Annotated in this window: 11 protein-coding genes; 5 read left to right on the forward strand and 6 right to left on the reverse strand. The window is 61.6% G+C overall.

All coding sequences use genetic code 11. From position 1 onward, the window contains the following. Positions 1-57 precede the first annotated feature (57 nt). Complete coding sequence (gene grcA / locus AACQ43_RS07670; protein ID WP_011706929.1) at positions 58-438, reverse strand: autonomous glycyl radical cofactor GrcA; 381 nt, start codon at positions 436-438, stop codon at positions 58-60. Positions 439-1282: 844 nt separating this feature from the next. On the opposite strand from grcA, the gene ung reads away from it, so the two are divergent. Continuing rightward, on the forward strand, positions 1283-1951 hold the full coding sequence (ung, locus tag AACQ43_RS07675) for a uracil-DNA glycosylase (protein ID WP_168966782.1): 669 nt from the start codon (positions 1283-1285) through the stop codon (positions 1949-1951). Positions 1952-2107: 156 nt separating this feature from the next. Further along, on the forward strand, positions 2108-2656 hold the full coding sequence (locus AACQ43_RS07680) for a hemerythrin domain-containing protein (RefSeq protein WP_011706927.1): 549 nt from the start codon (positions 2108-2110) through the stop codon (positions 2654-2656). Positions 2657-2707: 51 nt separating this feature from the next. On the opposite strand, the gene AACQ43_RS07685 is transcribed toward AACQ43_RS07680, so the two are convergent. Then, positions 2708-2890, reverse strand: coding sequence for a DUF3545 family protein (locus AACQ43_RS07685; protein WP_016351599.1), 183 nt, complete (start codon positions 2888-2890; stop codon positions 2708-2710). A 160-nt stretch (positions 2891-3050) separates the two neighbouring features. Further along, positions 3051-4001, reverse strand: coding sequence for a transaldolase (tal, locus tag AACQ43_RS07690; protein ID WP_168966784.1), 951 nt, complete (start codon positions 3999-4001; stop codon positions 3051-3053). A 745-nt stretch (positions 4002-4746) separates the two neighbouring features. Between tal and AACQ43_RS07695 the strand changes: the two genes are divergently transcribed. Next, on the forward strand, positions 4747-6189 hold the full coding sequence (locus AACQ43_RS07695; protein WP_041218405.1) for an alanine/glycine:cation symporter family protein: 1443 nt from the start codon (positions 4747-4749) through the stop codon (positions 6187-6189). A 76-nt stretch (positions 6190-6265) separates the two neighbouring features. Here AACQ43_RS07695 and AACQ43_RS07700 read toward each other — a convergent pair whose 3' ends face one another. Genes AACQ43_RS07700 through AACQ43_RS07710 form a run of 3 tightly spaced genes read right to left on the reverse strand, consistent with a single transcriptional unit; the run spans position 6266 to position 10132 of the window. After that, complete coding sequence (locus AACQ43_RS07700) at positions 6266-8239, reverse strand: transglutaminase family protein (RefSeq protein WP_168966787.1); 1974 nt, start codon at positions 8237-8239, stop codon at positions 6266-6268. Next, on the reverse strand, positions 8226-9212 hold the full coding sequence (locus AACQ43_RS07705) for a DUF58 domain-containing protein (protein WP_168966789.1): 987 nt from the start codon (positions 9210-9212) through the stop codon (positions 8226-8228). The genes AACQ43_RS07700 and AACQ43_RS07705 overlap by 14 nt, the downstream gene beginning before the upstream one ends. Next, positions 9212-10132: an AAA family ATPase gene (locus tag AACQ43_RS07710; protein WP_016351595.1), complete on the reverse strand. Its 921-nt coding sequence runs from the start codon at positions 10130-10132 to the stop codon at positions 9212-9214. Before AACQ43_RS07710 ends, AACQ43_RS07705 begins: the two co-directional genes overlap by 1 nt. Before the next feature lie 190 nt (positions 10133-10322). Between AACQ43_RS07710 and ampC the strand changes: the two genes are divergently transcribed. Next, positions 10323-11471 carry an FOX/MOX family class C beta-lactamase gene (gene ampC, locus AACQ43_RS07715; protein ID WP_168966791.1) on the forward strand — a complete coding sequence of 383 codons (1149 nt, stop codon included), beginning with the start codon at positions 10323-10325 and terminating at the stop codon, positions 11469-11471. 514 nt (positions 11472-11985) lie between these two features. Continuing rightward, complete coding sequence (gene dtpB / locus AACQ43_RS07720) at positions 11986-13491, forward strand: dipeptide/tripeptide permease DtpB (RefSeq protein ID WP_011706918.1); 1506 nt, start codon at positions 11986-11988, stop codon at positions 13489-13491. Positions 13492-13496: the final 5 nt, after the last annotated feature.

Below are 13496 nucleotides of genomic sequence, written 5' to 3' on the forward strand. Positions count from 1 at the left end.
CATAAAAAAACGGCCCGTTTGGGCCGTTTTTCATGATACCGGTTGGTGCAGAGCGATTTACAGGCTCTGGGTGAAGGTACGGGTCACCACGTCACGCTGCTGTTCCGGGGTCAGTGCGTTGAAGCGCACGGCGTAGCCGGAGACACGGATGGTCAGCTGCGGGTACTTTTCCGGGTTGGCGATGGCGTCTTCCAGGGTCTCGCGACGCAGGACGTTGACGTTCAGGTGCTGGCCACCTTCGACAGCCGGCTCGGCTTGTACCGGCAGTTCACGGTATTCGAACTGGCCCAGGTCAGAGACGCTGACTTCCTGATCGGCGGCGAAGGTGTCGCCTTTGGCGCAGATGCAACGAGCCTGTTGCTTCTCTTCGTCCAGCAGCCAGAACGAGTTCAGCAGAGCGGCGTTGGCAGACTGGGTGATTTGGATGCCCTTGATCATGGTATGACTCCTCATAGGAAAGCGGATTCAACTGTAAGGAAATTACCCTGATGTATTTAAACCACCGGGATGATTTAAAGGGCCCTTGCCTTACACCTTTACTTTGTTGGGTCATATATACCACGATGGTAATATTACGAAAATTGATCTAAATCAAAAAATACGCGGTTTGCGCGAGCTGGAAGAGATTAAATTATTGAGATTAATCAAAAAGAGGTCATTTTTCTGATTATGTAAGATATCTTAATTATGCATCTTCTATTAATTAAATCTAGTAATTTAACTACATGTTTTAGGGTTTGCGTCATGCATGAGTCGACCTCATCTCCTTTGTGGGGGCATCAGGGCCAAGCCTGCGGTGAAGGTGGCGGGCCCAGGTTTGCCCTTCCTGGTGCTCACACATCTATATAAGGTTGCCTTGGCATAAGGCTGCCTCAGCCGAGCCGCCGATTGCCACGGTCAAGGTGACCCCGCTGCCCATAGTGGCCGGGAGAGCTGGGTGCGCGGGAGGTTGTCATACCGTTGCGATGCAGTGGCCATTCGGGGGCGAGGGGACTCGGAAGAGGGTGCCAAGGTTGCGTCCCGGGGGCTGGCCCCCTATCCTGAGCCCCTTGCCGCATTAATGAGGGCATGGTGACGCCAGCACTGGGCCCAGCACCATGTCTTGCCGCATTCAGCGAGGATGGCGGTGTGCTGGCTCGCATGGCCCGGCATGGGCCAAGCCGCATGCCGCAAAACCCGCCGTATTCATCGAGGATGGTGGCGCGCCGACCCGCATCAGGCGGTGTGATCCTGCACGGGGTAACAGGGCGTCCATCCGGACAGATTCAATGAGGAGATTGGGGTGCAGACCTGGACTGATGTGATTGGCTCCGAGAAGGAGCAGGACTATTTCAAGGCGACCCTGGCGACCGTCAGGAGTGAGCGGGAGGCGGGCAAGGTGATCTATCCGCCGGCGACCGACGTGTTCAATGCCTTCAAGCTGACCGAGCTGGAGCTGGTCAAGGTGGTGATCCTGGGTCAGGACCCGTATCACGGCCCCAATCAGGCACACGGCCTCTGCTTCTCGGTGTTGCCCGGGGTGCGCACGCCCCCCTCGCTGGTCAACATCTACAAGGAGATGCAGCGGGATCTGCCGGGTTTTGTCACACCCAGTCACGGCTTTCTGGAGTCCTGGGCCAAACAGGGGGTGCTGCTGCTCAATACCGTGCTGACGGTCCAGGCGGGCCAGGCCCACTCCCATGCACACCTGGGCTGGGAGACCTTCACCGACCGGGTCATCGAGCAGATCAATGCCAGCTGTCATGGGGTAGTCTTCCTGCTGTGGGGGGCCCATGCCCAGAAGAAGGGTCGCTTCATCGACAGGCAGCGGCATCACGTGCTGAGCGCGCCGCATCCCAGCCCGCTCTCTGCTCATCGCGGTTTCATCGGCTGCGGCCACTTCTCCGAAACCAACCGGCTGCTGAGCCAGCAGGGGATGAGCCCCATCAACTGGCACTCGGTCTGCGAGTGAGGGGCCGGTGGCTGACGAGCGGGGGCATGAACAGGGGGCGGCATTGTGCGTTACCCGCTGTTTTGTCTGCAGATGACTTGATTGAGTGCAAAGTTGGCGCGATAAATGACCGTATACTCGAAACAGGATCGTCTCATTTCAGCGCAAGGAGTGCCCATGCTAGCCAGTCTGCACAAGGACCATCTCAACATCGCCAGGTTGCTGGATCTGCTCAAACACAAGCTCGCCGCCATTCGCGACGAACAGCGGGTCAGCTATTTCCTGATCCGCGATGTGGTGGATTACCTGAGGGAGGTGTCGGACAAGTATCACCATCCAAAGGAAGACATCATTTATGACTACTACCTCAAGTACCGGGTAGTGGAGGGGGACGTCGCCAACCGGCTGCAGGCCGAGCATGCCAAGTTGCTGGAGGCCGGCGCCGAACTCAAGGAGATGGTGGAGATGATCCTGATGGATGCGGTGATCCCGCTCGATCAGTTTACCGCCAAGCTGGAGCAGTTCGTGGCGCTGCAGGAGGCGCACATGAACTACGAGGAGGGGGTCATCTTCCCCCATCTGCGCGACTCGCTGACCGAGGATGACTGGCGTCACCTCGAACAGATCTGGCAGAACCGTGCCATCGGGGATCCGCTGTTCGGGCCCGAGATCAGCCAGCACTTTCAGGCACTGGCCAAGCGCCTGTCGCTGCCGCTCTCTTCCTGAGGGGTAACACGCTCTTAAAAAACAAGGCCCCGGTTAACCGGGGCCTTGTTTTTACAGTTCGATCTCGTCTGAGAGACCTTCGTAGGCGATGTCGATGGATTGCAGCTCCTTCTGCAGGCGGTGCTTGTCTTTCAACGCCTCAATCTCACGCCATTTACGTTTCTTTCCCGTTGTCCCGCGGCTACGTGAACCGAGCTCAACTACATCGTCATATTCGAAGTTGAACATTTCCATGGCTCCCTCCTTGGTTATTCTCGTTTTCACCATCCGTATAACATAACGGCATTGAAAATAAAACGTTTTCGTGACGAACACATGACAAGGGTCCGGCGCCCATAAAAAAACCGGGTTCCCTCGCGGGAACCCGGTTTTCATCGGCTCATGACGGCTTTCATCAGAGGCGGCTGGCCAGCATGGTTTCCAGCTTGCCCTGGTCGATGGCAAACATGCGGATGCCTTCGCCCAGCTTCTCGTGGGCCATGGCGTCCTGGTTCAGTTCCCAGCGGAATTCGGCTTCGGTCATCGGAGCCGGTTTGGCTTTGCGCTCGCCGGTGTAGTTCAGCTTGCGTACCACGGCGCCTTCGGTCTTGCTCAGCTCTTCCAGCAGGGCCGGGCCAATGGTCAGACGGTCGCAGCCGGCCAGTTCCAGGATCTCGCCGGTGTTACGGAAGCTGGCGCCCATGACCACGGTCGGGTAGTCGTGCTGCTTGTAGTAGTCGTAGATGGAGCTGACGGAAACCACGCCCGGATCTTCGCTGGCGGTGTAGTCACGGTTGTGCTTGGCCTTGTACCAGTCGAGGATGCGACCGACGAACGGGGAGATCAGGAAGGCGCCGGCTTCGGCACAGGCACGGGCCTGGGCGAAGGAGAACAGCAGGGTCAGGTTGCACTGGATACCCTCTTTCTCCAGCACCTCGGCGGCACGGATGCCTTCCCAGGTGGAGGCCAGCTTGATCAGGATGCGATCGTTGCTGATACCGGCTTCGTTGTAGAGACGGATCAGTTTGCGGGCCTTGGCGATGCTGGCCTGGGTATCGAAGGAGAGACGGGCATCCACTTCGGTGGAGATGCGACCCGGGACGATTTTCAGCACTTCCAGGCCGATGTTGACTGCCAGCTTGTCGCCCGCGTCGATGATTTGCTGTGCCTTGTCCTGGCTCTGGGCTTTGGCCCAGTTGATGGCGTCTTCGATCAGCGCCGCGTATTCGGGGATCTCGGATGCCTTCAACACCAGAGAGGGGTTGGTGGTGGCATCGATGGGCTGGTAGCGCTTGATGGCTTCGATATCACCGGTGTCGGCGACAACTGTGGTCAGGGCTTTCAGCTGGGTTAATTTATCGGCCATGGCAAATATCATCTCTTTATGAGGGCGCACTCTTCTTGCAAAGGGTGCTGGCTCGGGGGTGGCGGGCGTGAGACGACAGTTCTGAAATAAAATTACAAAATCCCGGCGACTCAGGCTCAGAAAAGCGCGATGGGTGTGCCCCATCGTCATTGCCTGCCTAATTAATACGGATGTGGCCCATCCTGCAATAGGGGGGGCTGTATGCTTATCAGCCACTCCCTGGCCGCAGTGGGAAAGAGTGGTCAAAAGTATTTGATAAAAAACGACTTTTATCCTTTTTTGCCGGAGTGAATTTAATGGGTGCCAAAAACAACTTTTTTGGTTGATTATCGGTTTTGTGGCATCGATCACACAAATTGTCCGATCAACCTCTTGAAATTTTATTACGTGTAAAACGTTTGGCGAAACAAGAGGGTTTTGACAGCCCGGATGGGTAAACGCTTGCGTAATGGTTTGCCCCCTTCTCTGCTTGCCCTACCTCTATATAGATAATTGCCAAAAAGTGCTCTTTTGGGTCTAATTTGTCGGCTGATTGATTGGATTCTCAATTTTGTTGAAATTTTGCGAGTTAAATGAAGCTTTAATGCACTGGATCGCTCGTTTTTTGTTTCCGCAGTGATCCCGATCACTATTCTGAACTCCCTCGCTATGCTAGATTCCGCCCCTTTAGTGAACCGCAAATTCAGAAACAGACAGCAAGGGGTCAGCGCAGACTGACCATGGATGTGATAACAACGAGAGAAATATGGACACCTTGATCGCAATGATTAACGACCTGATGTGGGGAGCCGTGCTCATCTACCTGCTCATCGGCGTCGGCATCTTCTTCACCTTCCGCCTGGGTTTTATCCAGATCCGCCACTTCGGCCACATGTTCTCCGTCTTGCGCAACAGCCGCAAATCAGACAACGCCGGCATCTCCTCCTTCCAGGCCCTCTGTACCAGCCTTGCCGCCCGCGTGGGTACCGGCAATCTGGCCGGGGTGGCAGTGGCCATCTATCTGGGTGGCCCGGGTGCCATCTTCTGGATGTGGCTGATCGCTTTCATCGGCATGGCGACCGCCTTCGTCGAGAGCACCCTGGCCCAGCTCTACAAGGTCAAGGATGAGGACGGCAACTACCGTGGCGGCCCCGCCTACTACATGGAGCGCGGTCTCGGCATGCGCTGGATGGGGGTATTGTTCTCGCTCTGTCTGATCCTGGCGTTCGGTCTGGTGTTCAACGCGGTACAAGCCAACTCCATCAGCCTGGCGATGAACGTGGCCTTCGGCATTCCCGACTGGGTCAGCGGTCTGGCTTTGGTGGTGCTCTCCGGTCTCATCATCTTCGGTGGCATTCGCGGCATCGCCCGTTTCGCCGAGCTGGTCGTGCCCTTCATGGCGCTGGCCTACATCCTGATGGCGCTGTTCGTGGTGGCCATGAACATCAGCGAGCTGCCGGGGGTATTCAGCCTCATCATCAAGTCCGCCTTCGGTCTTGAGCAGGCCGGCTCCGGTGCACTGGGCTACGCCATCTCCCAGGCGATGATCAACGGCATCAAGCGCGGCCTCTTCTCCAACGAGGCAGGCATGGGCTCCGCTCCCAACGCCGCCGCGACCGCGACCCCCTATCCGCCGCACCCGGCTTCCCAGGGTTATGTGCAGATGCTGGGGGTATTCCTCGACACCATCGTCATCTGTACCTGTACCGCCGCCATCATCCTGATGTCCGGCCAGTTTGAACCGGGCTCCGGCATTACCGGGGTGGAGCTGACCCAGCGGGCGCTCTCCTCCCAGATCGGTGGCGGTGGCAACATCTTCATCGCAGCGGCCATCTTCTTCTTCGCCTTCACCTCCATCGTGGCGAACTACTCCTACGCCGAGACCAACCTGGTGTTCCTCGAGCACAACCACAAGGGCGGTCTGATGCTGTTCCGGATGTTCGTGCTGGGCATGGTGATGTTCGGTTCGGTGGGCGAATTGCCGACCGTGTGGGCCATGGCGGACGTCTCCATGGGGCTGATGGCCATCGTCAACCTAGTGGCGATTCTGCTGCTCTCCGGGGTGGCCATCAAGCTGGCACGGGACTACAACGATCAGCTCAAGCTGGGCAAGGTGCCCACCTTCGACGCCAACAAGTACCCCGAGATCCGCAGCCAGCTGGAAGAGGGGATCTGGGACAATCCGGCGCAAAACAGCAAGCAGGCATAAGCCTCGCAGTCGCCGTTGTCTGACAACAAGGGGAGCCACTGGCTCCCCTTTCGTTTGGGCACCGTTTGCACTGCCGTCAGTGGCGGGCATCCCAGCGCCGACAGATCTGGCGCAGTCGTCGTCGCAGCTGGCGCAAGGTGCGGTGACGCTGCGCCGTCGACAAGGGGGCATAACGCCAGCGCCGGTAGAGCCAGGCCCCCTGTTGCAGCGGCCGCGCCAAGGCAGGTCTGAGGCCGGCGAGGCGCTCGCACCAGCTGGCCAGGCTCTCTCCCGCCAAGGGCTGCCAGCCATGGCGCGCGGCGCGCCAGCGCAGAGGCAGCCATAGCCGCAGGGGCAGCGGAGCAGGGCCGCGCCAGATCAGCAGGCCACCTACCAGGCTGGCCACCCCCAGCAGGGCGGCCAGGATCAGCCAGTGGGTATGGCCGGCCAGCACCGGCCAGCGTTGCCCCAGCTGCTGCCACAGGCTGGCGGCATCATAGTTGAGCACCCAGCGGGTCCATTGGTAGTCGAGATTGGCCCCCCACCAGCGCAGCTGGTTGAGCAGGGCCCAGTTGCGATAGCGCTGCAAGGAGAGCGGGTCGGCAGCGGCGAACTCGCCGCCAAGGGCCGCCGGCATGCCTCCCTCGATGCGCTGAGGAGCCACCGCGGCGGTGGGGTCGAGCCGCTGCCAGCGGTTCTGCTCATCCAGATACTCCACCCAGGCGTGGGCATCAAACTGATGCACCTCCAGATAGTTGCCCCTCGGATTCCATTCGCCGCCGAGGTAGCCGGTCACCAGCCGGGCCGGGACGCCGGCCGCCCGCAGCACGAAGGCGGTGGCCGTGGCGTAGTGACCACAAAAGCCGCGCCGGCTCTCGAACAGAAAGTCATCCACCCCGTCTTGCCCCAGCCGCGGCGGCTGCAGGGTGTAGTAGAAGTCGCCCTGGCGAAACTCGCCCAGCAGGGCGGCGGCCAGGGCCTCTGGCGTCGGATGGCGGGCCTTGAGCGCCTGGGCGTGGGCCCGGGCCTTGGGGTTGCCGTCGGCGGGCAACTGCAGGTTGAGGTGACGGGCAGCGTCATCGGCTGGTGGCGCCATGGCGGCCGTGCTGACCCGATAACTGACGCGGTCATCCCCCCGATCCTGGCGATAGAGGGTGGCGAGGGGGCTCAAGGTGACCGGGCCATTCAACACCTCGGGGTTGGCCTGGGCCAGGGTCCAGCGCAGGCGCTGGGGTTCGGCGATCACCTGATAGCTGCCGGCCGGCAGCGGCGTCGTCGGGTTGGCCACTGGCAGCATCTGCACGGATTGGGATTGTTGCCAGCGGCGCACCTGCTCGCTGAGCAACCAGCGCCGGCCATCGAACAGCTCCTGGCGCATCACGGGAAAATAGCGCTCCTGGGGTTGGGGCGGCGCAGCGGCGAAGGTGATGCGAAAGGCCAGCTCGGAGGAGTTGACCAGCTCGCCGATGTCGCCGGGGGCCACCTCCTCCGAGAGGCCGGAGAGGGCCCGGCTGCTGCTCGGCATCTGCCACAGCGGTGCCAGCCTTGGCAGCAGCAGAAACAGGGTGAGCAGCAGGGGGATGGCCAGCAGCAGGATGAGCCCGGCACTGCGCCACAGCCGCTGGGCGAGGGGCTGCACTGCCGCCAGCAAGGTGGTGACAGCCAGCCAGAGCGCCCCCGTCATCGCCAGGGCCCACCCCATGCTTTGCCGCTGCACCAGCGCCAGCGCGACGAGAAAGAAGGCGAGCAGCAGCACCTGCTCCACATCCCGCTCTCGCCGTACCTCGATGAGCTTGAGGCCGTAGCCGAGCCAGAGCAGATTGATGAGGGCCGGCAAGGTGCCGAGCTGGCGCCACTGCCAGCCAAGCAGCGCGATGCCCAGCATGGCCAGCAGTGCCAGCGCGGCGGCAGGCGGCGGACGCCAGCCCCGCCACAGCATCATGGCCCGCACGCCCAGGGTAAGCAGTGAAACAGCCACCACCCAGAGTTGCAGATGGGGCCAGAGAGCCGGGATCAGCAGCAGTTGCAGCAGGGCGAGCAGCGGCAGCAGGCGCCGGTTATCTAGCAACATCGAGGTCGACCTCCTGCTGCGACGCCACGGCAACGACGCGGGCCAGCGCCAGCCGGCAGTGCTGCAAAAAGGTGGCGCCGCTGTCCGGCCCGAGCGTCCGGCCCGCCAGCGTCAGGCTGAAGGGAATGCCCCGCTTGGTGTAGTCGTCACACCACCAGGCGAGTACCGCCAGCCGCTGCTCCAGATCCCGGCCGCCGACCCGCTGCAGGTTGAGGTGGGTATCATCCTGCCTCGGCTCGCAGAACTGCTTCACCAGCAGGCCGCGTCCCTGGGCGAGCTGCTTCCAGGCGACCCGGCTCAGCGGCTCCCCGCTCTGGTGGGCCCGCAGCATGTCGAAATCCCCCATCGAGGCCGGGATGGGCTGCCCCCGGATGCCCGCCGCATCGGCCGTTGCCTCCCCGCGCAGGGGGCCATACTCGGGGGCCGGAGCGAGCCAGCCCTCCAGCTGCAGGTCCAGCAGTGTCCAGCAGCGAAACAGGCCGAGAGGGTAGCGGCTCTCCACCCGCAGCCTCTCCAGCGGCAGGCGTCCACGCCGGGGGCCCAGCACTGGCAGGCGCAGGGGTTGGGGCACCGCATCCACCTGCGCCAGCCAGAGCCGCCCTTCATTGAGGGAGAATTGCAGGGCCTGCAGCGGCCGTTCGCTGCGCACCGTGATGGGCATGGGCAGGGGGCTGCCCGCCTCTCCCAGCACGGCAGGCCCCCCCAGCAGAGACAGCCCCAGCAGGTTGCGGTGGGTGAGCCACATGGTGACCATGAACAGGCTGCCGAGGCCGTAGGCCACCAGCAACACCAGGTTGTTCTGGTAGTTGGTGCCGAGCAGATAGATGGCCAGCATCACCAGCAGATACCAGAGGCCGAGCCGGGTGGGCAGGATGAACAGGCAGCGCCCCTGCAGAGTGATCTGGCGGGCCGGCGGGATGCGCCGGGCCAGCCAGCCTTGTTGCCACCTGGCCCTGCGCTGGCGCCAGTTCATCAGGGTCGATCCGGATCGACCCGTGCCAGCAGACGCTGGCTCAGCGGGCAGGCTTCGCCGCGCTGCACCCCAAAGCTCCCCCTGAGCCTGTGCTCGGCCACGTAGGGGAAGACCGCCTGCACATCCTCCACGCTGACGAAGCGGCGGCCCGCCACCAGCGCCCAGGCCCGGCTCACCGCCAGCAGGGTCTGGGCGGCGCGGGGCGAGAGCGGTTGCGGCAGGTCGGCGTCGAAGCGGCTCTGCTGCACCAGCGCCAGCAGGTAGTCGAGGCTGGCATCGGAGAGGTGGATCTGCGCCGCCTCGGCCTGCAGGGCGGCCAGCTCGGCGGCGCTCAGCTGCCGCTCGAGGGGCGCGCTCTGGCTGGCCCCGCGCAGCAGTCGGCGCTCCGCCTCCTGCGTGGGAAAACCGAGGGAGAGGCGCACCGCGAAGCGATCGAGTTGGGATTCCGGCAGGGGATAGGTGCCCGCCTGATCCGCCGGGTTCTGGGTAGCGATGACGAAGAAGGGGGAGGGCAGCGGGTGGCTCTCTCCCTCTATGCTCACCTTGCCCTCGGCCATGGCCTCCAGTAGGGCGCTCTGTACCTTGGGGCTGGCGCGGTTGATCTCGTCCGCCAGCAGCACCTGGGCAAAGACGGGGCCCGGGTGAAAGCGAAACTGCTGCTGGTGGGGATCAAAGATCTGCAGCCCCAGCAGATCGGCCGGCAGCAGATCGGCGGTGAACTGCACCCGCCGGCAGTCGAGCCCCAGCACCTGCGCCAAGGCGTGGGCCAGGGTGGTCTTGCCCATGCCGGGCAGATCCTCGATCAGCAGGTGGCCGCGGGCCAGCAGGGTCACCAGCGCTATCTTGAGTTGCAACGGCTTGCCGAGGATCACCTGCTCCAGTGCCGTCAGCAGCCGGGTTATCTGTGGTTGTGTCTGCACGTGTGCCTCCCTGTGTGATGCCGCTTCTACAGCTTATACGCCCGTTGCCGGGCAAGAGGGGCAAGTCATGGATAACTCATTGAATCTGGATGATTTGGCTGGCGACTTCACACAGACTTCACTCAGGCTCATACTCGGCACACGCAGGCCGGGTAGGCTGACAGCTCCTGAACATACTGAGATTTTTGCCATGAAACAGACCAGAGCCCTGCCACTTCTGGCCCTCGGCACCCTGCTGCTTGCCCCGCTCTCCCTGGCGGCCCCCGTCGATCCGCTGAACGCTGTGGTGGATGACGCCATCCGCCCCATGCTCAAGCAGCACAGGATCCCGGGCATGGCGGTCGCCGTGCTGAAGGGGGGGCAGGCCCACTACTTCAACTACGGGCTGGCCGATATGGCGGCCGGGAAGAAGGTCAACGAGCAGACCCTGTTCGAGATTGGTTCGGTCAGCAAGACCTATACCGCCACCCTCGGCGCCTACGCCGTGGTCAAGGGGGGGATTGGGCTGGATGACAAGGTGAGCCGGCACGCGCCCTGGCTCAAGGGCTCCGCCTTTGATGGCGTTACCATGGCTGAGCTCGCCACCTACAGCGCCGGCGGGCTGCCGCTGCAATTCCCCGACGAGGTGGAATCGGTCGAGCAGATGCAGGCTTTCTATCGCCAGTGGACGCCGGCCTATCAGCCGGGCAGCCATCGCCAGTACTCCAACCCCAGTATCGGTCTGTTCGGCTATCTGGCGGCGAGCAGCCTGCAGCAGCCGTTTGCCCAGTTGATGGCGCAGACCCTGCTGCCCGGACTCGGCCTGCATCACACCTATCTCGAGGTGCCGAAGCAGGCCATGGCGAGTTATGCCTATGGCTATTCGAAAGAGGACAAGCCCATCAGGGTCAATCCCGACATACTGGCCGACGAGGCCTACGGCATCAAGACCAGCTCGGCGGATCTGCTCGCCTTCGTGAAGGCCAATATCAGCGGGGTGGATGACAAGGCGTTGCAGCAGGCCATCTCCCTGACCCACCAAGGGCGCTACTCGGTCGGCGAGATGACCCAGGGACTGGGCTGGGAGAGTTACGCTTATCCCGTCAGCGAACAGACGCTGCTGGCGGGCAACTCCTCGGCGGTGATTTACAATGCCAACCCGGTCAAACCTGTTGCCGCGTCCCAAGAGACGGGGGGGGCGCGACTCTACAACAAGACCGGCTCGACCAACGGCTTTGGTGCCTATGTGGCCTTCGTGCCCGCCAAAGGGATCGGCATCGTCATGCTGGCCAACCGCAATTACCCCAACGAGGCCAGGATCAGCGCGGCCCATGCCATTTTGAGTCAGCTGGCACCCTGATCCGCCGCACTTGGCGGACGGCCCACGGGTCGCCAACACCATGTAGAAAAACGCCGGCCAGTCCGGCGTTTTTTTATGCACAGGGGTTGGTCGCGGGAAAAACAGATCCGTTTGCACCAATAAAACTAATGTGGTTTCATTAGAAAACTTCACCTGTTGCAACAAGTGAAGTGTGATCGGCTATTGGTTTGCGTTAATGGCAGTGTCTTATCATGCCATTTGTCGATTTTTCGGCTTTTACAATTGTCGTGAGAGTGTCCGGTGTGCGATGACGGGGGCAAACAGCTGCCAGCCCGTTGCCAAACGCCTGCGGAATATTGTGCCGGGCATGAAGTCGCCCGATCCCCCACCTTATCGTGTCAGGAGCCATCCGGCTTATTCCCAGCCCTGCCAGCTGACCATCCACCGCTGCGAGCACAGTGGTGATCACCACAGACAGAGGTGCCCGCGCACACTTATCCGTGCGGCGGCCCCATATCACACCAATAAAAAACACCAAGACAGGTAGGTTAGCATGCGTCCATCGGCCCCGACCGGGTTGTTGCAACAGCCCAAACCCTTTTTCATGATCTTCTTCGTCGAACTCTGGGAGCGCTTCGGTTATTACGGCGTCCAGGGGATCCTGGCGGTGTTCTTCGTCCAGCAACTGGGATTCTCACAGGAGCAGTCGTTCATCACCTTTGGTGCCTTCTCGGCACTGGTATATGGCCTCATCTCGGTGGGCGGCTATGTGGGCGACCATGTGCTGGGCACCAAGCGCACCATGGTGTTGGGGGCCATCGTGCTGGTCATCGGCTATTTCATGACCGGCATGTCCATCTACAATCCCGACCTCATCTTCTATGCACTGGGCACCATCGCCGTCGGCAACTGCCTGTTCAAGGCCAACCCAGCCAGCCTGCTCGCAAAGTGCTATGAGCGTGGCGATCCCCGGCTGGATGGGGCCTTTACCCTGTTCTACATGTCGATCAACATCGGCTCGCTCATCTCGCTGTCGCTGGCACCGGTCATCGCCGATCACTACGGCTATACGGTGACCTACAACCTGTGCGGGGTGGGCCTGGTCATCGCGCTGCTGACCTTCTTCGCCTGTCGTCACATGGTCAGGGACATCGGCTCCGAGCCCGACCATCTGCCGCTCGATTACGGCAAGCTGCTGCTGGTCTTGCTGGGGTCGGTGGCGCTGGTCTTTTTCTGCGCCTGGCTGATGCACCACGTGGTGATCGCCAACATGGTGCTGATGACGGTGACCCTAGCCGTGGTGATCTTCTTCTTTCGCGAGGCCTTCAAGCTCGATGCGGTGGCTCGCAACAAGATGTACGTGGCCTTCGTGCTGATGCTGGAAGCCGTGGTGTTCTACGTGCTCTACGCCCAGATGCCGACCTCGCTCAACTTCTTTGCCATCAACAACATGCATCACGAGATGCTGGGGATGAGCGTCAACCCCATCAGCTTCCAGGCGCTAAACCCCTTCTGGGTGGTGGTAGGCAGCCCGGTACTGGCCATGATCTATACCCGGCTGGGCAGCAAGGGGCGGGATCTCACCATGCCCCTCAAGTTCACTCTGGGCATGCTGTTCTGCTCCCTCGGCTTTCTCACCGCGGCGGCGTCCGGCATCTGGTTTGCCGATGCACAGGGGCTCACCTCGCCCTGGTTCATGGTGCTCATTTATCTGTTCCAGAGTCTGGGAGAGCTGATGATCAGCGCCCTGGGGCTGGCCATGGTGGCGGCATTGGTGCCGCAGCGGCTGATGGGTTTCATCCTTGGGATGTGGTTCCTGACCCAGGCGATGGCCTCTTTGCTGGGGGGCTATGTGGCGACCTTTACCGCCGTGCCGCAAGGGGTGACCGATCCGCTGCAGACCCTGCCCATCTACACGGACGTATTTGGCAAGATTGGGCTGGTGACGCTGCTGGTGGCGGTGGTGATGGCGCTGATGGTGCCCTGGCTCAACCGCATGATGCATGCCGGTCAGGGTGAAGAAGGGGAGGATCTGCTCTCGCAACAGGCCAAGGCCTGATGCAG

This window comes from Aeromonas sp. DNRA1, from assembly GCF_963888745.1.
Taxonomy (GTDB): Bacteria; Pseudomonadota; Gammaproteobacteria; order Enterobacterales; family Aeromonadaceae; genus Aeromonas; species Aeromonas hydrophila.